Below are 24,914 nucleotides of genomic sequence, written 5' to 3'. Positions count from 1 at the left end.
CTACCAGGGTGTGCGGACCGGTATCACCGCAACGCATGCACGGCACCAGCGAGGCGGTCGGCCAGGTGTTGTAGGGGTCAGGCGGTGCCTGACCCGCCGGCCCAGAGGGCCGGCCCATGTCGGTGGGGATGCGTCGGCCGTGGTGCGCGAAAACGTGACGGCGGTGCTGCCTGCCGCGCTGCGTGTTGCCGCGCTGTCGCGCGGCGGGCGAGGCAGCGCCTCGTCCCTACATGGTTGCGCGCCACATCCCCGGTCGGGCCTTTGGGTGCGACGGGCGGATGCAACCCCCGTCCGGTAGGGGTCAGGCGGTGCCTGACCCGCCGGCCCAGAGGGCCGCCAGGTTGTTGCCGGGTATCCCCGAAAAGTCCTGGTCCAGCTCGCGCCGCTCAAGTCTGGCTGGTCCCCTGCCGAAAGCTTCCAACAGGAGCGACGGAGAGTGGACGGGGGTAGCCATGACCATCGGTTTCAAGGAAAAGGTGCTCGGCATTCTCGCGGCGATGGCCGCGATCTTCGTACTCCTCGGCGCGGTCGGCTGGTTCTGGCTGGGCCAGAGCCGCAGCGCGGTGCATCGAGTGAACGAGATGAACGAGGCGCTGATCGTGCTCGGGCAGACCTCGCGGCGCATGGCGGAGGTCCGCGCGAGCGTCGTGGCCCACGTGGGTGCCACGACCAATGCCGATTACCGTCGGCAACTCGACGAGCGGATCGCCGAGCTCGACACCCAGATCGCCCAGGGTTTGGACCAGCTTCAGGCGCTGGCGCATACCTCACAGGAACAAGCGAGTGTCGCAGCTGTGCGCGAGGCCTGGACCACCTATCGGGCGTCGGCCGAGCGGACGCTCCAGCTCTCGCGCAAGTACGACCTCGTGGCTGCGCAGCAGAACATGACCGGCGATGCGGCGCAGAAGTTCGCCGCGCTGTTGGACGCGATCCGCAGTCTCGAGGCGGTCTCGGCGGCGGACGCCCAGGTGACAGCGAACCGGGCCGAAGGACAGCTCACCATGCTGCGCTTCGCCATGCTGGGTGCGGCCGGCCTGGCGGTCGTCGCCTTCCTGGCCGGGTTGTTAGTGCTGCGACCTGCCTTGCGCACGGTGACCGAGATCGCGGGGGTCAGCCAGCAGCTGGCGGAGCAGGAGCTGGCCGCGCTGGAAGCGGCGCTCGGCAAGTTGGCGGCCGGGGATCTCACCGCGCGCTTCGCGGTGACGATGGAGCCGCTGCCGGTGCGCGGGCGCGACGAGCTGGCGCGCATGGCGCAGTCGTTCAACCGGATGCTGGAGCGATTGCGGGCAGTGGGGAGCGCCTTCGGGAGCGCGCTGGATGACCTTGCCCAGCTCGTGGGGCAGGTGCGGCTGGCGGTGCGCCAGGTGAGCGAGGCGGGCGCGCAGGCCCAGGCACTCTCGGCGCAGATCGCCGAGGCGTCCAACGCGGTCGCGCGGACGATCCAGGACGTGGCGCAGGGGTCGGCGACGCAGGCGGAGCAGGTGAGCAGTGCCTCGACCGCCGTCGACGAGATGAGCCAGACGATCCAGGCAGTGGCCAAGGCGGCCCAGGAGCAGGGGCGGGCGCTGCAGCGGGCGACCGAGCTGGTCCAGCAGATGGCCGACCGCAACCAGCGGGTGGGCGAACTCGCGCGGGGCGTGACCGAGCGGGCGGGACGCAACCGCGAGCAGGCCGAGAGCGGTGGGGCGGTGGTACAGCGGACGCTCAGCGCGATGGAGCGCGTGCGCGCCCAGGTGGAGGAGACGGCCCGGGCCATCCAGGAACTGGGCGAGCGCTCCAAGCAGATCGGCCAGATCGTCCAGGTGATCACCGACTTGACCGAGCAGACCAATCTCCTGGCGCTGAACGCCGCCATCGAGGCAGCTCGCGCCGGCGAGGCGGGGAAGGGCTTCGCCGTCGTGGCCGAGGAGGTGCGCAAGCTGGCCGAGCGCTCGGCTGCTTCGACGCAGGAGATCGCCCAGATGGTGCAGGGGATCCAGCGCACGGTGGAGCAAGCCGTCGCGGCGATGGCGGAGAGCGCCGGCTCGGTGACGCAGGTGAGCAGCGAGGCGCGCGAGGTCGCCGAGGTGTTCGCGGCCATCCGCCAGGCTGCCGAGGAAGTGGCTGAGCGGAACCGCGAACTCTTGGCCTCGCTCGAGGAGATCGCCAAGCGGAGTTCGGAACTGCGGGCGACGATGGAGGACACTGCGGCGATCGCCGAGGAGAATGCCGCCTCCGCCAGCGAGCTCTCCGCGACGGCCGAGCAAGTGCGCGGCTCGATCCGCCGGGTGACCAGCGTGGCCGAGCAGAACGCCGCGGCGGCCGAGGAGGTCTCGGCAGCGACCGAGCAGATGGCGACCCAGGTCGGCGAGATCCAGGCGGCAGCGGAACACCTGGTCGGCCTGGCGGGACAGTTGGCTCGGCTGGTCGAGCGGTTCCGGACCGCGACCGAGCAACAGGCGTTTGGGCCGGTCGAGGCGAACGGGCGAGGTTGGGCGGAGCAGCCGGCAGCGTCGCGGGTGCCGGCGGGAGTCAGTGCGAACGGGAACGGTCGTCGGGCGTGGTGACGTGGGTGTAGCGGCGGAGAGGAACCGGAGCGATGGGTGAGGACCGCGAGCTGATCGAGATGTTCATCGAGGAGACGCGCGAGCGGCTCGAGTCGATCGAGCCGGCTCTGGTCGAACTGGAGCGGGCGGAGTCGGCAGCCGAGAAGGAGCGGCTCCTGAACGAGGTGTTCCGTCATCTCCACTCGACGAAGGGTAGCGCGGGGTACTTGAACCTGAGCGATCTGGTGGCGCTGGTGCATGCGGCCGAGCATCTGGCCGACGTCCTGCGCAAGGGTGCACCGGTGCAGCCCGAGCATGTCGATCTTTTGCTGCAAACGGTCTCGTCGGTGCGGGGGTACTTGGCCTTTCTGGCCGGGCAGACCGAGCAGCCCGAGGGACTGCCGGCACTCACCCAACGCCTGCAACAGGCAGCCGAGCGAGCGCTCGAGCGCCCGCGCGCGGCAGTGGACGCCGGGGCCGGCGACGCGACGCCAGCGACCAGCGGGCCGACGAGCGAGGGGGAGACTCGCCCGGACGAGCAGCGTGCCAGCGAGACCGAGCTGACCAGCTCGACGGTGCGGGTGCCGGTTCACGTGCTCGATCGCTTGGGGCGGCTGGCCGAAGAGATGCTGGTCACGCGCAACCGGATCACCGCGCTGGCGGCCAACTTGCAGGACGGGGAACTGGTCGGAGCCTCCAAGAAGCTCTCGGTGATGGTCTCCGAGCTGCAGGATATCGCCGCCCTGACCCGCTTGCAGCCGATCTCGTCGCTGTTCTCCCAGATGCCGCGCGTGGTGCGGGATGCGGCGCGCGCGACCGGGAAAGAGGTCGATCTGGTGATCGACGGTGGACGGTTGGAGGTGGACCGGCGGATCCTGCAGGAGTTGCGCGATCCCCTGGTGCATCTCCTGCGCAATGCGGTCGACCACGGGATCGAGTCGCCGGAGCGGCGGATCGCCTTCGGCAAGCCGTCGCGGGGAAGGATCACGCTGCGGGCGATGCGCGAGGGGTCGAACCTGGTCATCGAGGTGAGCGACGATGGCAAAGGGATCGACTACGAGGCAGTGCGGCAGAAGGCGGTGGAGCGCGGCTTCGTGAGCGCCCGCGAGGCCGCCACGCTCACCGAGGCCGAACTCAACGCGCTCCTGTTGCGTCCCGGCTTCTCGACGCGCGACCGGGCGACCGAGCTCTCGGGACGCGGCGTGGGCTTGGACGTCGTCGCTGTGCGGATGCAGGAACTGGGTGGAAGCCTGAGCATCTCGTCGGTGCCCGGGCAGGGGACGACGATCCGACTGGTGGTGCCGACCTCCGTCTCGGTGATGAATACGCTGGTCTTCACGGCACGCGGCTATCTCTTGGGCATCCCCTACAACGTGGTGCAGGAGATCGTGCTCATCACCGACCGCGACATCGAGCACTATGGCGAGCAGGACGTCTTCCGGTTGCGTGACCAACTGGTGCCGCTCTTCACGCTGTCCAGCTGGCCGGAACGGAGCGAGGGAGCCAAGAAGCAGGCGGGCAAGCACTACGTGCTCGTGCTGCGGGGCGAGGGGACACTCGCGGGGCTGCTCTGCGACGGGATCGCGCGCTTCGAAGAGCTGATCGTCAAGCCGGTCGGGAACCTGTTGCGCGGCGTGGAGAGTGTGAGCGGACTGGCTACGCTGGGGACAGGCGAGATCGTCCTGATTCTCGAACCGGAGAAGATCCTGGCCGATGCCGGACTGGCGATGGCCAAGATCCAGGCCGAGCAGGCCCAGCTGGGCCTCGTTCACGAGCACCAGGCGAGCGAGGACGATCTGGGCGAGCGGCTCGTGCTCCTCAAGGGGTACGGCGAGCACCGGTATGCTGTGCCGGTGCGACTCGTCTCCCGCATCGTCCGCTTCACACCGGAGGAACTGGCGATCTTCGGCGAGCGGATCTACTACCGGACGGAGCAGGCGCTGATCCCGCTGATCGATCTCGACCGGGCGCTCCGGATGGGCGAGGGCGGTGCCGAGCAGGGTGGGATCGCGGTCCTCTTGCGGGCCGATAACCTCGAGTGCGGTTTCGTCGCGTCGCAAGTCGTGCGGATCGGCCGGGTGGGGGTGGAGCCGGAGCCGTCCGACCGGCATGGCGTGACCGGCCTGCTCAACTTAACGGACGGGGTGTATCTCCTGGTGGACGTCCCGACTGTCGTCCATGCTGAGTTGCGTCGACTCTACGAGGCGCGGCAGGAAGCGCGCTCGGTGCGGGGGAAGAAGGCGCTCATCGTCGAGGACAGTGTCTTCTACCGGGACGCGCTGGAGGCGGTGCTCAAGCGGGTCGGCTATGCCGTGAGCGCAGTGGGGAGCGTGGAAGAAGCGCTGGTGTTCCTGGCGCGCGTACCCGATGTGGCGCTGATCATCACCGACTACAACCTGCCGGGAAAGAGCGGGCTCGATCTGGTCCAGGCCGTGCGCGGTGGAGAGACCGCTGCGCGAGCCGACGTGCCGATCGTCGTGCTCTCGCAGTATCTCAGCGATCAGCCGAACAGCGCGGAGTTGGGCGAGCGGTTGCGTGCAGCGGGAGCGAACGCGGTGTACGCCAAGTTCGACGAGCTGGAGCAGAGCGAACTCCTCGAGCAGTTCCGGCATCTGGTGGTGCACGACGAGGCGGAAGCGACGGCCGAGTCGCAGTACGCGCGCGAAGAGGAGATGGTGCACGTCCTGGCGGTCAATCTGGGGCCAGAGGTCTATGGTGTGCCGATCGATCGGGTGCGCGAGATCACCACGCTGGACGGCGTGACACCGACGCCGCTCGACGATGCCGGATTCCTCGGCCTGGCCAATATCCGCGGCGAGATCGTGCCGGTGTTCGACCTGGGCGGCGTGCTGCGGCGCCCGGTCCGCACGAACGGCGAGGCGGTCGATGTGGTCACCTTGACGAGTCTGGGGCCGATGGTGCTGCGCGGGGAGAGCATCCGCGGCACCGTGCGCGTGCCGGTCAGCGAGCTCCGCGAACCGACCGGCAATCTCGGGCCACTGGCGGAGATCGTGCCGAACGTGGCTACCTTGCCCGACTGTCTGCTGCAGGTGGTGGAGCTGGAGAAACTGGCGAGCGTCTGCCTGGGGCGACGCGGCTGAAGACGCGCAGACGTGCTTGGGCTGGCTCGGCTGGGGCGATCCCGGCCGAGCTGCTCTTTTTGCCCGTCCGGTACTGCGGATGCTGCCGCCCGGCCGAAGGCTGGCTCGGTCGGGCGGAGCGAACGCCGGAGAGAGCGGTGGGTGGCCGGTTTGCGCTGCGCGGCGAGGGCGGGGTGGGTATCCGGCTGGACTGAGCTCACGAGCGGCGCGCCGGCTGCAGAGTCGCCTCGGGTGCGAGACGGCGCGAACGCGCCACTTCACGGTTGCAGCAGCCGAGCGTGGTGACGACGGGTTCATCTCGATCGACTGTCGGCCTGCGGAACGACCGCGTACAGCGATACGGAGGGGCGCGCGACGGAGGTGTCGCGCGGGTGCTCGCCGCTCGAGGTGGTTGGTCGCACGAGACCGGGGAGCGGTCGTGGCGGCTCGCTCTGCCCTGCTGGGCACGCGGGTCGGGGCGCGGCGCTGCCGACGCTGCGCTGGCCCGATGGTCCTAGCTCTCCTCCTCCCCCTGCAGGGGATGTCGTCTTCGACCGATAGTCTTCCTCAAGAGCGAAGGAGGTCGCGTGGTGCGACTCGGATTCCGGCAGAAGTTGCTGGCTTTGCTCTTGACATCGGCGTTCGTCTTTCTCGGCCTCGGCAGTGTGGGGGCGCTCTGGCTCGCGTCGCTGCGGTCGCAGGTGAGCACGTTGGCGGCTGAGGGCGAGCAGGCGAGCGCGCTCGCGCGCGTCAGCACGCAGGCACGCGAACTCGAGGAACGCGTGCGCGCTCGGCAGGGAACGGCCGAGGAGTGGTCGGCCCAGGCACGCCGCGTCGCCAGCGAATTGAGCGCGTTGCAGCGAAGCAGCGGGACGGCCAGCGAGCGTGTAGCAGTGGAGCGGGCGGTCGCGGCCTGGGCTACCGTGGAGCGACTCCTGACCACCTCTCCCGAGGACAGTGACACCGTGCGGGAGGCGTTCGCGGCGTTCTGGGGGAGCGTCACCGAGGCTGCTGCGGTGCCCCAGCTGGGCGCTGTGGAGCGAGGCAGGAGCATCGCATTGCAGCTTTCGGTGCTCCAGGGCATGGCCATGGCCTGTGCCGCGCTGGCGCTGGTCATCGTGATCGGCTGGTTCTGGTCGCTGCGCCCTCCCCTGCGGACGATCGGCGAGCTGGCGAGGACGGCCGAGCGATTGGCGAGGGGAGAAATCAGCGAGTTGGAGCGTGCACTGGGACAGTTGGCAGGGGGTGATCTCACTGGCACGGTCACTGTGCGGACCGCACCGCTCCCGGTCCGCGGTGCTGACGAGTTCGCTCAGATGGCGGGGGCTTTCAACGAGATGCTGGAACGGATCCGCGCGGTCAGCACCTCGTACACGAGTACGGTGAGCGATTTGAGCGAGTCGCTCGTCCGCGTGCGTGAGGCGGCGACGCAGGTGTCGGCGAGCGGTGAGGTGACGGAAGCGCTCAGCAGCGAGGTGGCGAGACTCGCGGAAGAACTGTCGCAGGTGGCCGAGCGCGTCGCTGCTGGGTCGGTCGCGCAGGCCGATCAGATCGGGGCGGCTGGGCAGGCGATCGACGACAGCGAGCAGCGTGCGCGGCGAGTCATGGAGATCGCTGTCCAGCAGGCAGAGGAATTGCGGGCAGCGACCGAGGTCATCCACCGGACGGAGGATGTCGGGCGGCACGTGTACGAACGCAGTCAGGAGGTGACGGTCCGAGCGCGCGCGAACACGAGCCGCGCGACCGAGGGAAGCGCGGTCGTCGAGCGGGCGACCCAGCTGAGCCGCTCGGTGCAGGAGCAGATGGTGACGACGCGGGAGACGATCCGGGCCTTGGTCGGACATGCTCGGGAGATCGATCGATTCGTCGGCGTGATCCAAGGGTTAGCTCGGCAGACGACGTTCTTGGCACTGAATGCGGCGATCGAGGCAGCACGGGCCGGGGAGGCTGGGAAAGGATTCGCCGTCGTCGCTGAAGAGGTGCAGAAGCTCGCCGCGTCCTCGAGTGAGGCAGCGAGTCAGGTGACGGAGATCGTGCAGCGCATCGTGGCCACCGTCGAGGAGGCAGCGCGCGCGCTCGCCGAGGGGGATACGGTCGTCGCGGCAGCAGTGCGCGAGACGGAGCACGTGGTCGGACTCTTCGACGAGATCCGGTCGGCAGCAGTGGAGATCGCGGAGGCGAATGCGCGGCTCCTCCTCGAACTGGAGTCGCTGCAGCAGCAGATGCGGTCGGTGGGACAAACGCTCGAGCGCACGGCGCAGCTGGCCGACGCGAACCAGCGCGAGGCGACGCAGCTGGGTACGCAAATCGGAGACGTGCGGGCCGCGATGAGTCGGATCGCCGACATCGCGCAGCAGAATGCCGCGCTGGCGGAGGCGATGGCGAGTTCGGTCAACGCGGCGCGGAGTCGGATCGAGGAGATGGCGCGGACCGCCAGGGTCTTGCGGCAGGTGGCCGGCACGCTGCGCGCGCTGCTCAGCCGTTTCCGCTTGCGCGGTGAAGGGCCTGCGGTCGGTGATGGCCATTCTTCCATCCGCAGCTCGATTCCCGATCTCGTCCGCTGAGGATGGTCGCCCACCGGTCTGCGGCTGGAGTGCTCGCGTTGGCCCAGCGGCTCCCGACCGGGAGCCCGGGTGGGCTGCGATGCTGGGGAGAAGAACGGTGGCCCGGGTGGCCTGACCGTGGGCATCGCGCGCTGCTCGGCTGACGCAGTGTGCCCGGCGGTGGCGGAAGCAGACTGCGGCTCCCGGCTGGCTAGGGCAGCGCTGCCAGCGTCCACAGCGCTGTCGTGCGAGATCGACGACACTCTCTCAAGTTCCTCGCCAGTTCTGCCGATCATCTTCTTCAGGATGGGCGGACGGAACGCCGATGAGACGTCGCGAGGGAGCGCGATGAACCCACCGATCCTTCCGGTACCACCAGTCGGTCCGAACGAGCCAGGCCCGGTCGAGGAGGCAGCGCCGCTGCAGCCGGTCAAACCGGTGGAGGCGAGCGGCTCGACTACCGGCACTGCCGATCGCGGCCCCGCAGCGGAGGGGAAGCGGGACGCCATTCCAGCACACCGGGTCGATCTCTCGCTCGATCCGCAGCTGGTGCGCAAGATGCCGCGGGACGTCTATCTGCGCTATTACGTGCGGCCCGGCATCGGCAACTGGGTCGTTCAACTCATCGACCGGGAGACGCAAGAAGTGATCCGCGAGATCCCGCCCGGTGGCCTCAAGGAGTTCCTCCAGGAGCTCGCCGAGCAGCAGCGAACGGAGTGAGTCGGGGGGAACGCGCTGGGCACCGGCGTGCCGGGAAGGAGCAGGCGATGAGTATTACCTTCGATGGCTTGGCTTCCGGCTTGAACACCCAGGACATCATCTCCAAGCTCCTGCAGCTGGAGCAACGGCCGATCACGCGGCTCAACCAGCGCAAGCAGGAGATCCAGAAGCAGCGGGATGCTTGGAAAGACCTCGGGACGCGTCTGCAGAACCTGGCGAGCGCGCTCGGCACGCTGACGCAGCGCGGGACCATCGTCGGCTTTGCGGTGCGGCCGAGCGATGGGAACGCCCCCTTCACGGCGAGCGCCCGCCCCGGCGCGGTCGCCGGCACGTACTCGATCCAGATCCAGCAGCTCGCGACCGCGACGACGCTCCGCAGCGGCAGCGCACTCGGTGCGGACATCGATCCCGATGCGCCGCTGACCGACGTGAACTTCCGATCCAGCGTCACCGCTGGTACCTTCACCATCAATGGTGTGGCGATCACGGTCGATCCCGCCACCGACACCATGAACGACGTGATCGCACGGATCAATGCCAGTGGTGCCGGAGTCACCGCCAGCCTGGTCACGGTGGACGGCCGGACACGGCTCGCGCTCACGGCCGATACCCCAGGCGGACCGCTCCAGGTCGGAGCGATCGGCGACAGCTCGAACTTCCTCTCGGTCACGTCGCTCGCCGCGGCACCACGCAGCGGCGATACCGTCGTCGGGACGCGCAGTTTGACCGCGGTCAAGACGACGGTCCCTCTGAGCCAAGCCATGCTGGCGACGCCGGTGAGTGGGTCGGGGACGCTCACGATCAATGGCGTGGCGATCTCCTACGATCCGGCTACCGACTCGCTGGGCACGATCCTCAACCGGATCAATGCCTCCAATGCCGGTGTCACCGCGAGCTACGACAGCTCGACTGACCGCATCGTGCTCACGGCCAAGACGACGGGGAGTCTGGCGATCACCGTCAGCGATACGGGGAACCTGGCCACTGCGCTCGGGCTGGCGAGTGGTCAGCTCCAGCTCGGGCAGAACGCGGTCTACAGCCTGGACGGTGGTGCGACCTGGCAGTACAGCACCAGCAACACGATCAGCGACGCGATTCCGGGCGTCACCTTGACGCTCACCCGCACGACCACCAGTCCCTACACCTTCACGGTCGAGCCGGACAGCGAGGCAGCGGTCGCGGCCGTGCGGAGATTCGTCGACCAGTTCAACAGTGTGCTGAGCTTCATCGCCGATAAGACTGCCTACGATGCGACGAGCAAGACCGCCGGCACGCTCATGGGCGACAGCGCAGTGCGGACGATCGAGTCGACACTGCGCCAGTTGGTGACGAGCCCGGCGATCAACGCCGGAGGGCGGTACCGCACGCTGGCTGATATCGGGATCAGCTTCGGAACAGTCGGGTCCGCTGTGGGAACGACCAACCAGCTCCAGGTGGACGAAAACAAGCTCCGCGCTGCCTTGCGCGAGAACCCGGATGCCGTGTTCGAGCTGCTCGGCGCGACGAGCCGCGCGACGCTGACGACGCCGGGCGACATCGTGCGCGTGTCGGGGACGCCGCGTCCGCCAGCCAGCGGTCGTTACGTCATCGGTTCCGATGGCGCCGGTAACCTGACGGCCGCTTTCTACGATACGGGGAATCAACTGCTCTGGAGCGCGAGCGGCACCATCGCGGCCGGTGGGACGAACGCGACCTTGATCCCCGGGCTGGTCTTGAGCGCGGCCGACACGCTCACCGGGGCAACGAGCGAGATCGCGGTGACGCAGCAGGAAGGGGTGCTGACCCGGCTCGCTCGCTACCTGAACGGTATCTTGGGCCGCGACGGGCTGGTGCGTGCGCGCGGCGATGCCTACGAGCAGCGGCTGCGCGGCATCGACCAGCAGATCGATCGGTACCAGCAGCGGCTGGACGATCGCAAGGCGCAGTTGGTGCGGCAATTCGCCACGTTGGAGCGCATGCTCGCGGAGATCCAAGCGCAGGGGACGCAGCTCCAAGGGCAGATCCTCAAGATGCTGAACTCGTGACGGACGGGAAGGGGATGGTGCGTCATGCCGGCGAATCCTTACCAGCGGTACCGGCAAGTGACGGTGGAGACGGCCTCGGTGGCCGAGCTGATGGTGCTGCTTTACCGGCGGGCCATCCAGGTGCTGGCTGAAGCCGAGGAGGCGATCGGCAGTCGGGACGTTCCGCGCGCCCATGCTCGTCTGGTCTTCGCCCAGGAGATCGTGGCCGAGCTCATGGCCAGCCTGAACCTGGAGGCGGGCGAGCTGGCTCAGCAGCTCCTGGCGATCTACGACTATCTGCAGCGGCGACTGGTCGAGGCGAACGTGCGCAAGGACCCGGCCATCGTGGCTGAGGTGCACGCGTTCCTGTCCAGCCTGCTCGAGGCCTGGGAGGAAGTAGCGGCCCGCGAGCGCGTGACCCGACCTGCCGTCCCCGTCGCTGCCAACGCCTGAGAGGAGCGGAACGTGGACGAGGCGAGCGCGCTGGAACTGGCGGCCCGCCTGCGCGATCTGACTGCCGCGCAACTGGAGGCCGCGCGGGCTGGGAAGTGGGACGAGGCGATGGCCCTCTTGGAGGAGCGCGGCAGGCTCGTGCACCAGCTTCAGGCAACCGACCCAGCTCACCTGAGCGCGGCCGACCGCGAGGCGATCGTGGGGCTGCTCGAGGAGATGCAGGCACTGGATCGAGAACTCGTCGAGACGGTGGAGACAGCGCTCCGGGCGACGCGGGAGGCACAGCAGGCAGTGGAACGGAACGATGCCGCGGCGCGCGGGTACCGTCGGGCGCTCGGGACGGCCGATGAGGGCGAACTGGTCGATCGCGAGGCATGAGCGATGGGCGTCCGGTCTGGCTCGGTTTCGATCGCGATCGTCGTGCTGAGCCTCCTCGTCGGCGTCTCTTGCGTCCGGGTGGAAATCCAGCGAACGCGAACACCCGAGCTCACCCAGCCGACCCCGACGGTCGGCCGACGTGACGCGAAGGTCACCGAGCCGACACCGGTGGCGCGTGCCGAGCGGCGCAGGCCGGCGAGCGAGGGGGCCTGGCGGACACTGTTCCGGTACCGCATGCCGCCGGCGACCGCGCTCGAGATCGCGCGGCTGGGGATCGCGGTGACGGTGGTCGAGGTGGCCTCGACGGTAGACGAGCGGGGCTGGTACTGGCCCGTGCCACCGGATGCTGCTGCGCACCTGATGGGGACGGCCAATCCGGGCGAGCCGGGCAACATCGCGATCACCGGGCACGTCGATACCGAACGAGGTCCCGGCATCTTTTGGCGCTTGCTGGAAATCCGTCCCGGTGACGAGATCAGGGTCTGGAGCGCGGCGGGAACCTTCGTCTACCGGGTGGTGGACGTACAGACAGTCGCGCAGAGCGAGCGCGCGGTGCTGCGGCAGACGGACCGCGAGATCTTGACGCTCCTCACGTGTCTCCCCGATGGCCAGTACGAGCGGCGGTTGGTCGTGCGCGCCGAGCCGGTGCGGCCAGCGGTCGCTACCCGTTGAGCCGGCGCGGCTCCCCGAGCGGCGAGGCGGTCAGCAGTCTGCACGGGGAAGCTGTCGCTATTGGCCGAAGCGCACGTGGCGAGAAGGACGCCCTGCTGCAGTCGACAGGCGCCGCACCGGGCAGCGCGCCCATGTGGACGGCGGCAAACGTCCCCGCGCAGATCACGCGACCACGGCACCGGACTGACCGCGGTGGGGTTTGTCGGCCCCAGCAGGCCGAGGGGTCCGGCAGCGTCTGACCCCTACCGGACGGGGGTGGCATCCGCCCGTCGCACCCGAATACCCGACCGGGGATGCGCCGCCCAACCATGTAGGGGCGAGACAGCGCCTCGCCCGGCCGCGCGACGCGCGGCACAGCCATGCGGCGCGGATCGGCCGTCTCCGCGATCCGGACGGCACGAGGGCATCGCGCCGCCACAGGATTGCCGGCCCGGGAGGGTCGGCGGGTCAGGCAGCGCCTGACCCCTACAGGACGGGGGTCGCGCAGCGCCCCCGTACGCGTCGATCGCCGCGGCGGTGGTATGCATCCGTCGCAGGACGCGATATGCACACCGGGACGTGACGCGGTACCCCGCTGTAGGGGAGAGGCGCTGCCTCGCCCGGCCGCGCCGGAAGGCGCGGCAACACCGGTGACCGATACCCCGGTTGCCATCGCAACGGCACCACCATGGTCGGCCGGCGACGGTGGCCTCTGCCGGCCCGGGAGGGCCGGCGGGTCAGGCAGCGCCTGACCCCTACAGGGCGGGGCCGATCACCTGACCGGTGACGGCCATCCGTTCCTGCGGTGCCAGACCGCCGAACCATGGAGGGGCGAGGCGCTGCCTCGCCCGCCGCGCCAGCAGGCGCGGCTCTATGGACAGCGGCAAACGTCACACGCCTGGATCAGGCGACCACAGCACGAGACCGACCGCCGTCGGGCTTGCCGGTCTTGCGAACCGGCGGGTCAGGCAGCGCCGGCCTCCTCCAGGTGTGTAGGGATGTCCTCGAGCGGTCGGCATACACCGCAGCGGGGGCGAGCCGATCCGCCCCGTTGGGGCGACGGTTGCGCGACGGGCGCCGCTCCGTGGCGCGCCACTGCTGTACGACGTTGCCGATCGGGCGTGGTCGAGCGGCGAGCTGGTCGCGGCGCGTCACCGCAGTCACGGGCCTTCGAGAGGTGACCGGGTGTTCGACCGGGAAGAGTGCGCGACAGACGGTTGGGGTAGCCCCTGGCTCAGCGGTGGTCGATCGTCGCGAGCACGCCGGTCAAGCGTTGAACCTGCGGGTTGGCGCGGTCGAAGCCGTCCGGTGCGCGGACGACGATCACCCAGGGACGCCCCTGGCCGTCCCGATAGTGATAGGCGCGGATGCGGCCAGTTGGGTCGAGCTGGTAGACCTTGGCCTCGTACTGGTTACCGATGACGATCGAGCCCTGAGGCTTGCTGTCGAGGAAGTCGGGGCGTGGTGCGTACTCGGAGTCGAGGCGCAGGATTTCCATCCAGATCCCGTCGGGTGGGATACCGTCGAGGCTCTTCGTGTCGAACCAGTCAGCGACCGACTCAGGGCTCGGACTGTTTTGGACCATCTGCTCGCTCATCAGGATCCAGTAGCAGTGGCAGGAACGGAGATTGTATTCTGGTGCCTCCGGCGTCGTGACGACGAGCCAGAGCGGAGGGTGCTGGAAGCGGACGTATCCCGGATCCTCGTAGGTCGGCCAGTCCGGGATGACGGCTGGGCCGGGTGTCGGTTCTGGGGTCGGCGGCGGAGCGGGTGTCCGCAGCACGGTCGGCGTGGGGCGTGGTGCGGGGGAGGGTTCCGGCTGCTCGCTGGGTGTGCGCTGCGCGACCGTGGTCGGGGTGAGGGTCGTCGGTGCCGCGGACTCCCGAGCGCGAAAAGCGAGGAAGCCGAGGAGGCCGCCGAGTGCGCCGGCCGCGACGAGGAGGAGCAGCGCCAGGCAACCGAGACCGATGATCACCACCGGCGAAGAACGGCGTTCCACGGTGCTCCCTCCACGTTCAACCAGGATGCTGGATGCTGGCGATGATCTGCCCGAGCATGGCCAAGTGCTCCGTATCCTGCTCGAACGGCGTGCCGAAATAGGCGATCAGGCACCACTGCCGGCCCTGGTCGTCCTCGTAGAGGTAGGTGATGACGTGCCCGATGGGCCAGTCAGTATAGGGTGCGCTGAAGTAAAGCTGGGCAGCATACCGACCGCCGACGATGTCTTCACCATCGGGTGGGCGACCGAAGTCCGGAGGCTGGTCGGCGAAGGGGGGCGCGACGAGGAAGAGATCGACGACCATTTCCCCAGTCGGCACCTCGTGCTCGGCACCCGATCCGGGCGGAGCCCAGGCGATCCGTCCGCTCGGCAGTTGGCCGGGATCGAACGTCACGAGCGTGACGTTGCAACAGTTCTTTTCTTCATAAAAGAAGTTCCAGCCACCGGGAACCGCTAGGCGCACCTGGCCGGACGGGTCGTCGAACCACTGCCAGCCCGCTGGAAGCCCACCGCTCGACTGACCCTGGCTGGGTGACGGCGTGCGTTGTGGCGCGGGTTGGGCCGAACTGGCCGGGGTGGGCGAACCGGGACCGACGGCGGGGGTGCGCGCTGGTCGAGCAGCGGGTGTGGTCATAGCGACCTGGGGCGTCGGTGTCGCGCGGGTGATCGTGAGGAAAGCGAATGTCCCCACGGCGGCGACGAGGCAGACGCAGGCGAGGACCAGTGCACCGCCACAGCCGATCAGGACCCACCGCCAGGGAGAGCCGCTGCTGTCGCCGGCTCGCTCGACCGAGTAGACGAGCGGTCGGTTCGGCCGATCAGTTTCGGTGAGATGCGGCTCCTCGTCCATCGCCCACTCCCTCAGCAGGCTTGCCTGCCGTGCTCGTCGGCCAGTTACTGGACATGCCCCTCGGTGCGAGAGTGAACCAGCGCAAGGAAGGTAGGGCAACTCACCCTCATTTTCGGCCTGAGTAGCTTGCCTGTCAAGGAGCTGCTCTGCCGGAAACCGGACGACAGGCCGGAGGGGCGTGCCGGAACGGTAACAGCCCGGTGGGCGGACGCCCAGCCCTCGTTCGTCGGGCTCGGCGACCCGGTCGTGAGGGATCGGGCCAGGTCGGTGACGCGCGGTGTTCCGGCCGCGCGGGAGCGCGAGTGCGGGCGTTTCCGTTGCTGCACCGATACGTGCAGTGTGGGCGGGTATCCGGGAGATCGGCGAGCGACCCGGCGCAGAGGCTCGGTGCGCCGCTCGAGCGGTGCTCTGCCGTGCCGAAGAGTGGGGCGTTCTGCCGCCTCGCGTGGAGTCGATCGCCTGCGCGTCACGAGGAGATGACCGGTCCTGGCGAACCGCCGGGCCAGGCACTGCCTGACCCCGCTACGACAGAACCATCAGGCCGAACCGCGGCAAGCACGTGCCCGACCGCGAAAACCCGCCTACTTCGTCGGGGTGACGCAACGAGGCGCCCGCCGTGTCGGGAGGCACGGCCCCCCGCGGTCGGAAGTGGCGTCGTGCCGGTGCGGGACGGCACGCTGGATGAACGTCGGCGGGAGGTGAGTCGCAAGAGCTGGGCCGAGTTGCGGGCACGTCGTCCCTGGCTCGCATCCCCGTGCTGGTTACAGCGCGGGTATCATTAGGCGGGACGGGTCGGCGAGCGGTCGGTCGCGGATGTCCCGGCAGGGAGACCCTCGTGAGCGAGTGCCTTCGACGATCGCGGACCTGGTCGATACTCGTCGCCGGCGCCTTGGGCTGGAGTCTCTTGACGTGCTGGCTGGTGACCCAAGCGGTGCCAGTCCATGATGCGCACAGGCATCTCTTGACGCACGGGAACCATGCGCCGGTGGAAACGCATTGGCCCGGGTCTCCGCACGAGTTCGCCTCCCCGATGGGAGGGATGACGGTTCTGGTTCTGTGGTGCGCGGTGGCCGGCGTCCCTCTCGCCTGGCTGTGGAGGCGTGTTCTCGCGGTGCGTGTCTTCGCGCTCGGTAACCGCGTGCCCGTGCTGTGCTGCAGACCCCGCGCGCCGGATCGGTTCCCGAACGCTCGGTCACTGTTCGCCTCCTGCTGCCTCCGCAATTGATCCTCCCGCTGTGACGTCACGGACAGTCGCGACGGTCTCTCTTGGGCGTGGTTCGATCGAGCGGGAGGAGCCCGAACGATGATGCCTTTCGCATCCTCAGTGCCGGCACGACGGTGGACCCGCCGTGGCTTTATCCAGGTGATGGCCGGGAGTGCACTCCTGGCGGTGGCCTGTGGCCGACGACCGGTCACACCCGTCCCGAGTCCACAACCAGCTGCGGAGCCGACGGTCACGGTGATGCCGGCTCGATCAGGCGGATCAGCAGCCGGTACAGTGCGGGAGTACACCATCGAGACGGTGGAGGCGGAACTCGAACTCGCTGGTCGGCGGGTGCGCACGTTCACCTATGGAGGTCAAGTGCCGGGGCCAGAGCTGCGTGTTCGAGAGGGGGAGACGCTGCGCGTCCTACTGGAAAACCGGCTGCCTGAGCCGACGACGATCCACTGGCATGGGATCCCGGTCCCCAATGCGATGGACGGGGTGCCGGACGTCACGCAGCCAGCGGTTTCGCCTGGGGAGCGCTTCCTCTACGAGTTCACTGTGCCGGTGGCGGGGACGTACTTTTACCATACCCATGTCGGCCTGCAGTTGGATCGTGGGCTGGTGGGTGCACTGATCGTCGAGCCGGGACGCGAGGAACTCGCCTATGATCGCGAGGTCGTGCTGGTCCTCGATGACTGGCTGGATGGAATCGCTGGGACACCGGAGGAAGCGTTGCGGCAGCTGGTCGGTGCCGGTCACGGTGGTCATGGTGGTCATGGCATGGGACATGGGGCGATGCCGGGTGGAAGCATGCCTGGTATGGGAACGATGCCCGGAATGGTCGGAACGAGCGGTGAGCCGCCGGAGGTCGAACCGGATCTCGTCTATCCCTTCTACTTGGTGAACGGACGTCCCCCGGAGCATCCTTTCGAGTTCGTCGGCAAGCGCGGCGATCTCCTCCGGCTGCGGCTCGTCAACGCGGCATCAGCGACCATCTTTCGCGTCGCGCTCGCTGGCCATCGCCTCGTCGTCGTGCAAGCCGATGGACAGCCGATCGAGCCGCTCGAGGGGGACGCTCTGCGGATCGGGATGGGCGAGCGGTACGATCTCCTCGTCCGCTTGGACAACCCTGGCATCTGGCCGCTCGTGGCCTGGGCCGAAGGCACGGATCGTGCAGCGCAGGCGGTGCTGCGGTACGAGGGAGAGAGCGGCCGAGTGCCGGTGAGCGTGACGCGCCCGCGGGAATTGGCGGGGGAGCTCGTGCACGGGTTGCGCTGCCGGGCGCGCTCGGAGGGGGTGCTGTTCGTCCCCGATGTCGAGCGGCCGATCGTGCTCAGTGGCGGGGCAGGTCAGTACGTCTGGACGATCGATGGGCAAGCCTATCCTGCTGCGGAGCCGATCCGGGTGCGGCGAGGCCAGCGGGTACGCTTCCGGCTGCAGAACATGACCACGATGCCGCATCCCATGCACCTGCACGGTCACTTCTTCCGCGTGGGCGAGAGCGCGCAAGCCCCGTTGCGCGATACGGTGCTCGTCGATCCGATGCAGGAAGTGGTCATGGATTGGATCGCCGACAATCCAGGAAAGTGGATGTTCCACTGCCATCACCTCTACCATCAGGAAACTGGGATGATGCGGATCGTCGAGGTCAGCTGATCGGAACGGCCGGCGCGGGATCCCCGCGCCGGCCCCGCTCGTTCCTCCTCGTCTGCTGGCAGGTTCGGCTGTCGAGGTTCCGGCACGCGTCAAACGAAGCAGTTGTCCGGATCCATGCGGCCTCCCGGAACGATGGAGACGGCGCCATCGATCGGGATCGCGGCACCGGTGAGGTACCCGGCCTCTGGACTGGCAAGGTACACCACGAGACTCGCGATCTCCTCCGGCGTTCCAGCACGCAGCGCGGGGATAGTCGGGGCCAGCCTGGCGATCCGCTCCTCTGGCCAGAGAGCTGCCAGCTTGGGGGTGAGGACGAAGCCGGGCAGAATGGCGTTGACCGTGATGCCGTGTTGGGCGACTTCGGTGGCCAGGTGGCGGGTAAAGCCATAGAGCGCTTCCTTGGTGGCCACATACGGCGTCCCGTGCAGCACGCTGGCGCGAATGGCAGCGATGTTGGACACGTTGATGATGCGCCCGAACTTGCGCCGACGCATGTCGCGGACAGCGGCTCGGCTGAGGTAGAAGGGTGCGTGGACGTTGACGGCGACACTCCGCTGCCACTCTTCGGTCGGGATTTCGTCGGGACGATAGGCACGGGAATGATACTCAGCTTTGTTGACGAGGATATCGATCTTACCGAAACGTTCGATGACGCGGGTGACGAGCTGTTCGGCCTGCTCCGGATCGGTGACATCGGCTGGCATCGCTTCGGCAACCAGGCCGAGGGCGCGGATCATGCTGGCCGTCGCTTCCGCGTCTTCCGGTGTGAGATCGTTCACTGCCACCTGAGCGCCGGCTTGTGCTAGGACTCGTGCGATCGCTGCGCCGAGTCCGCCACGTTCCCCTCCGCCGGCACCAGTCACCAGAGCGACGAGCCCGCTGAGATCACACAGCTGTCCGAGCGCCATCATCGTCGACTCCTTTCCCACGAGAGTTCGTCGTGCCCGCTGCTGGACGACACGTCAGTCTCCGGTATCCTTGCCGCTCCGTCGCTTCAGTTCAGCGAAGTCGCCGATACCGTTGGAGACACCTCGATCGACCGGGATCGCTGCACCGGAAATCGCCGTCATGTTGGGGTGGCACAGATAGGCGACGATCCAGCCCAGTTCCTCCTCGGGGTGGATCGCCCGCTGTGGGCCTTCGCCCTGGACCCAGTCGGGGCGGAGACGCAAGACGCGGGGGTTGAGGAGACCGGTCGGCATCAGCGCGTTGACCGTGATGCCGTACTGGGCGACCTCGTAGGCCATCTGCCGGGTGAGGCCGAGCAGGCCCGTCTTCGCGGTGGTGTAGGTGACGCCGCCGACGAAGCCGGTACGGACCGCGGCGAAGGAGGAAATGTTGACGATGCGGCCGAAGCGCTGGGGGATCATGGAACGGAGCGCAGCGCGACTCATGTAGAAGGGGCCATCGAGATCGACGGCGAGCTGGTGGTGCCAGATCTCGTTGGGGAGGCGCTCGACCGCTGGGATGAGACCACTGATCGCCGCGTTGTTGACCAGGATGTCGATCCGACCGAAATGGCGGACGACTTCATCGACCATCCGATCGGCGTCGCGCGGGTCGGAGACATCGCCGACGACAGCGATCGCCTCGCCACCTCGTTGGCGAATCTGCTCGACAGTCGCCATGGCGAATTCTTCCGAAATGTCGTTGACGGCGATGCGGGCACCGCGCCGGGCGAGGTGGCGGGCGATCCCGGCTCCTCCGCCGCCCTCCGCGCCGCGTCCAGCTCCGGTGACGAGGGCGACCATGCCTTCGAGCCATCGTTCTTCGACCATGATCCGCCTGCTCCTTTCTCTCGATCCGATGCGTTCTCGATCGGCCTTGCGTGCTTCGTGCCCGGTTGACAGCGTGGAGAGTCCAGCCCGCCAGCGGGAATTCGGTCGGTCGTTCGACCCGCCAGGCGGTCGGGAACCTGCCGGGTGTGTGGGCGTGGTCGCAGGAGAGGATGCTCCATCGTTCTTCGCCCGATGTCCCCGGTTGGATCCGTTGCGCCGGAGCAGCTTTGGAGGCGCCCGCGCCACCGAGTCGGTAGGACAGGGTATGGAAAGATCGCTGGCGAGCGGTCAGCCGAGTGGCTCGGGATCGGGTTCCCTCGCTTGCCTTGCCTCGAGCTGAGCAGCATCCGCTTCTGCTCTTCTGGTGACTGCCCTGACGTGCCTACGCTGGGAACGCGCTGGTTCGCCGCCAATGAATTTCGTCCTGAAGTGTAGCCGTAGGAGTGGCGGCGGTGCAAGCGAGCCGACATGGTGGGCGCGGATGCGGTCAGGCACCTACCCAAGGGTATGTAGTGCCGAAGATCGAGTCCGAGATCGTTCGAAGCGACGACGGAGCGGTGCTCGCAGTCGATCCCGTGCCGGGGCAGCGAGCGAGGGAGCAGAATCGTCATGCGAGCGACAGCATCACGCCGGAGTCGATGCGAAACCGGCCCCGGTCGCGCGAATGTGTCGCGTCGAAAAGGATGGAGTGCCCAGTCGAGCGGTGGGGGAACAGCCGCAGGACGTTTCCCGAAGACGACGGAACGTTCAACCCAGGCACGAGGAGGGCGCGGGCAGCGTGGGCGACTGCGACCGTCCGAGAGATCGCTCGGAACTGACGATCGCCGAGTGCTGCAGTCAGGAGATGCGGTGCAGGACGCAACGACCGATTCGGCAGTGGGCAGCCAGGAGGTCGAAGCGAAGAGCCTGGCGGACACCTGGAGTGGGCACTGGCGGGCGACGAACCAGCCCGTCGGCGCCAGCGTAATTGGACGCGCGCAAACGGTCGTGTTCGACCGTTCCTGCTCGGTTCTGTGGAGCGCTCGCACGTGACCGGTCGGGTCCAGTGCAGCGACAGTGGCCCATGGGAAGAGAAGCAGAGCGAGTCGGTTCGCTCGCCGGGTGCGCTGTCGCCGGCTATCGGTGCATGATCGCCGAACGTACGCGACTCGCCGCATCGCGGTCGACTACCGCCCACGCTGGCGGCGAGGTATCGGCAGCGTCGTGTCCGCTGCGGCATCGCGGCTCGTCCCTGGTTCGGTGGCGTTCGCTGGAGAGGGACGCGTGTCGGTTTGTCGTCGATCGTTGACAGGGGGTCGAAGATCATTTACTATCGCAGGGAAAGCACTGGGGGCTGGTATGGGGACACAACTGATCGTCCGTGTCCGCGAGCGACGACGGGCCCGTGGACTCAGCCAGCACCAGGTGGCGGAGCGAGCGGGGATCAGTCGGCAGACGCTGGTGGCGATCGAGGCGGGTCGGTTGACGCCGAGTGTGGCCGTCGCGCTGCGGCTGGCTCGCGCACTCGGCTGTGCGGTCGAGGAGCTCTTCATCGTCGCGGAACCGCCGCTGCTCGAGGCGCAGCTCGCGTGCGGTGAAGGCTGGACGGTCCCGATCCCCTCGCGCGTGCGCCTGGCGCGCGTCGGCGAGACGCTCGTCGCCTGGCCAGTCCGGGACGACACCGGTGAGGCCGAGGGAATGATTCGGGAGCGCGCGGGTGAGCGCGTCACGGTGGAGCCGCTCTTCGATCCGGCGACGTTGGAGCGCAGCCTCGTCCTGGCTGGCTGCGACCCGGCGCTGGCGCTGCTGGCTGCGCATCTCCGGCGCTGGCATCGAGATCTCCGGGTCGTCTGGGTACCGCTCGGGAGTCGGGCGGCGCTCCAGGCCCTAGCACGCGGGTGGGTGCACATCGCGGGCACGCATCTCTGGGATCCGGAGACTGGGGAATTCAACCTTTCGGAAGTACGACGTCATCTCGTCGCTCGGCCGATCGCGGTCGTCACGCTGTCCCATTGGGTGGAAGGTCTGGGGCTCGCTCCGGGTAACCCGAAACGGATTCGCTCGGTGGGCGATCTCGTCGCGCCGGACGTGACGATCGTGAATCGCGAGCTGGGCTCCGGCAGTCGTGTCGTGCTCGATCGCTTCCTGGCCCAGGAAGCGATCGAGCCAGCCATGCTGCGCGGTTACGAGCGTGAGCTCCCTGGGCACCGGGCAGTGGCGGAAGCAGTGGCGAGCGGGCTCGCTGATGCTGGGCCAATCGTGTATCCGGTCGCGCGGGTGCACGGGCTGGATTTCGTGCCGTTGCTCGAGGAACGCTACGACCTCGTCGTGCCGTTGGACTACCTGGATTGGCCGCCGGTGCGCGATCTCCTCGAGCTGCTGACCGCGCGTCCGGTGCGGCGCGAGCTGGAGGCGAGCGGCTACGCGGTGCAGGAGAGCGGCACGATCGTCGCCACGTTCGGTCAATGTTGAGCGATAACCGGCGAGGGGGAGCGGTGCGGTCAGAGCGGTTGAGCGCACGACGGGCGTTGGTGCTCGCTCTCGTCCTCGCCAGCCTGGTGAGCTGTGACCACCAGGCGACTCCCTCGCCGGACAGCCCGCCGGGTACCCTATACTCGACAGAAGGCGAGAGCACAGAGTTGGTCGTCTTCGCGGCCTCCTCGTTGCTGGAGCCGTTTCAACAGCTCGGCGAAGCGTTCCGGTCTCGTTACCCAGCGGTCGCGGTCTCCTTCAACTTCGCGGGCTCGGCTCAGTTGGTCGCACAGCTGGAACAGGGTGCTCCCGCCGATGTGGTGGCTTTCGCTGATCTCGAGAACATGCGGCGCGCGCAGGGAGCCGGTCTGATCCGCGGTGAGCCGGTCGTCTTCGCTCGGAACCGGCTCGCGGTCGTCGTACCGGCGAGCAACCCGGCCGGGATCGAGCGGTTGGCGGACCTGGCGCGCCCCGGTGTGACGGTAATCCTGGCGCACGAGAATGTCCCGGCCGGGAAGTATGCGCGGACGCTGCTGGCGCGCGCCAGTCAGCGACCTGACTACGGCCCGGACTTCGCCCAACGGGTGCTCGCCAATGTCGTGTCGCAGGAAGTGAACGTCAAGCAGGTCTTGGCCAAAGTCGCGCTCGGCGAGGCAGATGCCGGGATCGTCTACGTGACCGATGTCGAGGCTGCTGGGAGCAGTGTCCGTGCTCTCGCGATCCCGGACGAGCTGAACGTCCTCGCCTGTTATCCGATCGCCGTCGCAGCGGCGAGCCAGCGACCAGCGCTGGCCGAAGCGTTCATCGCGCTCGTCCGTGCGGAAACGGGCCAACAGCTCCTCGCCCAGCGCGGTTTCGAGCCGGTGAGCGCAGACGCGAGCGGTGCGGAGCGTTGCGGATGAAGCGGGTCGTCGAGACCGCTCGGCTGAGTGGAGGCACCGTGCGGCGTGGTGCAGCAGGCTGGGTGCATCCGGGCCGTCTCCTTCTCCTAGTCCCGGTCGCTGTCTCGCTCGGCTTCTCGATCGCGCCGCTCGTGGCGCTGCTCGTCCGTGCGTTCGGTCTCGGCGACGTGGTTCGGTACGCTCGCGACCCGTTCTTTCTCGATGCGCTCCGCCTCACGCTCCTGACCAGTTTCGCCACGGTCGGTCTCGCGCTCCTCTTCGGAACACCGGTCGCCTGGATCCTGGCGCGCTGGAACTTTCCTGGCCGCCGACTGGTCGAAGTCGCGGTCGGTCTGCCGATCGTACTGCCGCCGGTCGTGGCAGGCGTGGCGTTGCTCATGCTGTTCGGGCGCATGGGGTTGCTCGGACGGTACTTGGATACCTTCGGGATCCAGATCCCGTTCACGACGCTGGCGGTGGTGATGGCGCAACTGTTCACGGCGAGCCCCTTCTACATTCGGACAGCACTGGAGGGGTTCGCCAGCGTTCCGGCGCACCTGGAGGAAGCAGCCTTGGTGGACGGGTGCAGCTCGCTGCAAGCGTTCCGCTCGGTTACCCTCCCGCTCGCCTTGCCGGCACTCGTCAGTGGGATCACCCTGTGCTGGGCCAAAGCGGTCTCGGAGTTCGGGGCGACGTTGCTCTTCGCGGGGAACTTCCGTGGGCGGACGCAGACCTTGTCGCTCGCGATCTTCACGGCGATGGAGGTGGATCTGTGGGAGGCGGTCGCGATCGCCGCTCTGCTGCTTCTCGTCAGTCTGCTCATCTTCCTGCTGGTGGAGAGACTGCCGAGCGTGCGGCAGCTGTCCTGACGCGGTGCGTCGTGCTCGGCATCGGCGATGTGGCCTCAGCGGTGGCGCACCGGTTGTGGACAGCAGGATCGCTGGTCGCGATCGTCAGTGAGCCGTGGCCGACGGTTACCCGACGCGGCATGGCCTTCGCCGATGCCGTGTTCGATGGCCAGACGGTCCTGGAGGGGGTGGTCGCCCGACGGGTCGAGACGAAGGGTGAGGTGGAGGCGCTCTGGGACGAGCGCGGTGCCGTCCCGATCCTGGTGCGCCGAAACCCGCTCGAGGCGGTCGAGGAACTCGTTCCGCAGGTCCTCGTGGATGCGCGGATGCGCAAGCATGCTACGGTGCAGCCGCACCTGCGCGGGCTCGCTCGACTCACGGTCGGCTTGGGACCCGGGTTCGTGGCTGGTGAGCAGGTCGACGTGGCGATCGAGACGAGTTGGGAGGAGTTGGGCCGGGTACGTTGGGAGGGGTCGAACCGGCCGCTGATGGGTGAGCCGCGGGCGATCGCTGGGGTGCAGCGCGGGCGGTACGTCTACGCGCCGATGAGCGGTCTCTGGCGGACGGAGCGGCAGCTCGGCGAATCGGTCGCGGCCGGGGAGCCGGTGGCGCGTCTGGTCGGGGCGAGGAGCGAGAAGGTGGTCGTCGTGGCGCCGATCGCTGGGCTGATCCGCGGGCTCACCCGGGACGGTGTACCGGTGGAGCAGGGGACGAAGGTGCTCGAGATCGATCCCCGCGGTGTCGGCGGCGAGTGGCGGGGCATCGGCGAGCGGCCGCGTCGGGTCGCGGAAGGAGTGCTCGCGGCTGTCCGGTCGGCGGAAACTTCCCTGAGGAGGAGGTAGCCACTCGAATCCCGCCGATCCTGATCGACAGTTCATGGCGCACGGCGGA

17 protein-coding genes are annotated in these 24,914 nt (G+C 68.3%); 13 read left to right on the top strand and 4 right to left on the bottom strand.

What is annotated here, in order from left to right; genetic code table 11:
* Nucleotides 1–452: 452 nt before the first annotated feature.
* From ACWIVK_RS10245 to ACWIVK_RS10210, 8 genes are all read left to right on the top strand, one after another.
* Nucleotides 453–2,546, top strand: coding sequence for a methyl-accepting chemotaxis protein (locus ACWIVK_RS10245; RefSeq protein WP_448576582.1), 2,094 nt, complete (start codon nucleotides 453–455; stop codon nucleotides 2,544–2,546).
* Between the two features lie 32 nt (nucleotides 2,547–2,578).
* Nucleotides 2,579–5,626 carry a chemotaxis protein CheW gene (locus tag ACWIVK_RS10240; RefSeq protein WP_448576581.1) on the top strand — a complete coding sequence of 1,016 codons (3,048 nt, stop codon included), beginning with the start codon at nucleotides 2,579–2,581 and terminating at the stop codon, nucleotides 5,624–5,626.
* A 566-nt stretch (nucleotides 5,627–6,192) separates the two neighbouring features.
* Nucleotides 6,193–8,169: a methyl-accepting chemotaxis protein gene (locus ACWIVK_RS10235; RefSeq protein ID WP_448576580.1), complete on the top strand. Its 1,977-nt coding sequence runs from the start codon at nucleotides 6,193–6,195 to the stop codon at nucleotides 8,167–8,169.
* 327 nt (nucleotides 8,170–8,496) lie between these two features.
* Nucleotides 8,497–8,868 carry a flagellar protein FlaG gene (locus ACWIVK_RS10230; RefSeq protein ID WP_448576578.1) on the top strand — a complete coding sequence of 124 codons (372 nt, stop codon included), beginning with the start codon at nucleotides 8,497–8,499 and terminating at the stop codon, nucleotides 8,866–8,868.
* A gap of 47 nt (nucleotides 8,869–8,915) precedes the next feature.
* Nucleotides 8,916–10,892 carry a flagellar filament capping protein FliD gene (gene fliD, locus ACWIVK_RS10225; RefSeq protein ID WP_448576576.1) on the top strand — a complete coding sequence of 659 codons (1,977 nt, stop codon included), beginning with the start codon at nucleotides 8,916–8,918 and terminating at the stop codon, nucleotides 10,890–10,892.
* A 24-nt stretch (nucleotides 10,893–10,916) separates the two neighbouring features.
* Entirely contained in the window at nucleotides 10,917–11,324 is a 408-nt protein-coding gene (gene fliS / locus ACWIVK_RS10220; RefSeq protein WP_448576575.1) for a flagellar export chaperone FliS, read from the top strand.
* 12 nt (nucleotides 11,325–11,336) lie between these two features.
* On the top strand, nucleotides 11,337–11,702 hold the full coding sequence (locus tag ACWIVK_RS10215) for a flagellar protein FliT (protein WP_448576574.1): 366 nt from the start codon (nucleotides 11,337–11,339) through the stop codon (nucleotides 11,700–11,702).
* 3 nt (nucleotides 11,703–11,705) lie between these two features.
* Nucleotides 11,706–12,374, top strand: coding sequence for a sortase (locus ACWIVK_RS10210; protein WP_448576573.1), 669 nt, complete (start codon nucleotides 11,706–11,708; stop codon nucleotides 12,372–12,374).
* A 1,213-nt stretch (nucleotides 12,375–13,587) separates the two neighbouring features.
* Here the strand turns inward: ACWIVK_RS10210 and ACWIVK_RS10205 are convergent.
* Together ACWIVK_RS10205 and ACWIVK_RS10200 are read right to left on the bottom strand one after the other, a co-directional pair.
* Nucleotides 13,588–14,352, bottom strand: a complete 765-nt coding sequence (locus ACWIVK_RS10205) for a hypothetical protein (RefSeq protein ID WP_448576572.1) — start codon at nucleotides 14,350–14,352, stop codon at nucleotides 13,588–13,590.
* Nucleotides 14,353–14,368: 16 nt separating this feature from the next.
* Complete coding sequence (locus tag ACWIVK_RS10200) at nucleotides 14,369–15,202, bottom strand: hypothetical protein (protein WP_448576571.1); 834 nt, start codon at nucleotides 15,200–15,202, stop codon at nucleotides 14,369–14,371.
* 1,303 nt (nucleotides 15,203–16,505) lie between these two features.
* On the opposite strand from ACWIVK_RS10200, the gene ACWIVK_RS10195 reads away from it, so the two are divergent.
* Complete coding sequence (locus tag ACWIVK_RS10195; protein ID WP_448576570.1) at nucleotides 16,506–18,065, top strand: multicopper oxidase family protein; 1,560 nt, start codon at nucleotides 16,506–16,508, stop codon at nucleotides 18,063–18,065.
* An 89-nt stretch (nucleotides 18,066–18,154) separates the two neighbouring features.
* On the opposite strand, the gene ACWIVK_RS10190 is transcribed toward ACWIVK_RS10195, so the two are convergent.
* Nucleotides 18,155–18,976, bottom strand: a complete 822-nt coding sequence (locus ACWIVK_RS10190) for an SDR family NAD(P)-dependent oxidoreductase (RefSeq protein WP_448576568.1) — start codon at nucleotides 18,974–18,976, stop codon at nucleotides 18,155–18,157.
* A gap of 51 nt (nucleotides 18,977–19,027) precedes the next feature.
* Nucleotides 19,028–19,843 (bottom strand): SDR family NAD(P)-dependent oxidoreductase, encoded by an 816-nt coding sequence (locus ACWIVK_RS10185; protein ID WP_448576567.1) that lies wholly within the window; start codon nucleotides 19,841–19,843, stop codon nucleotides 19,028–19,030.
* 1,338 nt (nucleotides 19,844–21,181) lie between these two features.
* On the opposite strand from ACWIVK_RS10185, the gene ACWIVK_RS10180 reads away from it, so the two are divergent.
* From ACWIVK_RS10180 to ACWIVK_RS10165, 4 genes are read left to right on the top strand one after another with little or no spacing between them, the layout of a single operon-like run.
* Entirely contained in the window at nucleotides 21,182–22,294 is a 1,113-nt protein-coding gene (locus ACWIVK_RS10180) for a substrate-binding domain-containing protein (protein ID WP_448576566.1), read from the top strand.
* A 23-nt stretch (nucleotides 22,295–22,317) separates the two neighbouring features.
* Complete coding sequence (gene modA / locus ACWIVK_RS10175; protein WP_448576565.1) at nucleotides 22,318–23,196, top strand: molybdate ABC transporter substrate-binding protein; 879 nt, start codon at nucleotides 22,318–22,320, stop codon at nucleotides 23,194–23,196.
* The gene (locus ACWIVK_RS10170; RefSeq protein ID WP_448576564.1) at nucleotides 23,193–24,044 is read left to right on the top strand and encodes an ABC transporter permease; all 852 of its coding nucleotides are present in this window, start codon (nucleotides 23,193–23,195) and stop codon (nucleotides 24,042–24,044) included. The genes modA and ACWIVK_RS10170 overlap by 4 nt, the downstream gene beginning before the upstream one ends.
* On the top strand, nucleotides 23,948–24,865 hold the full coding sequence (locus ACWIVK_RS10165) for a hypothetical protein (protein ID WP_448576563.1): 918 nt from the start codon (nucleotides 23,948–23,950) through the stop codon (nucleotides 24,863–24,865). The genes ACWIVK_RS10170 and ACWIVK_RS10165 overlap by 97 nt, the downstream gene beginning before the upstream one ends.
* Nucleotides 24,866–24,914 lie beyond the last annotated feature (49 nt).

This window comes from Thermomicrobium sp., from assembly GCF_053493975.1.
Note: the sequence above shows the minus strand (reverse complement) of the source record. Positions and strands in the feature narration are given on the sequence as shown.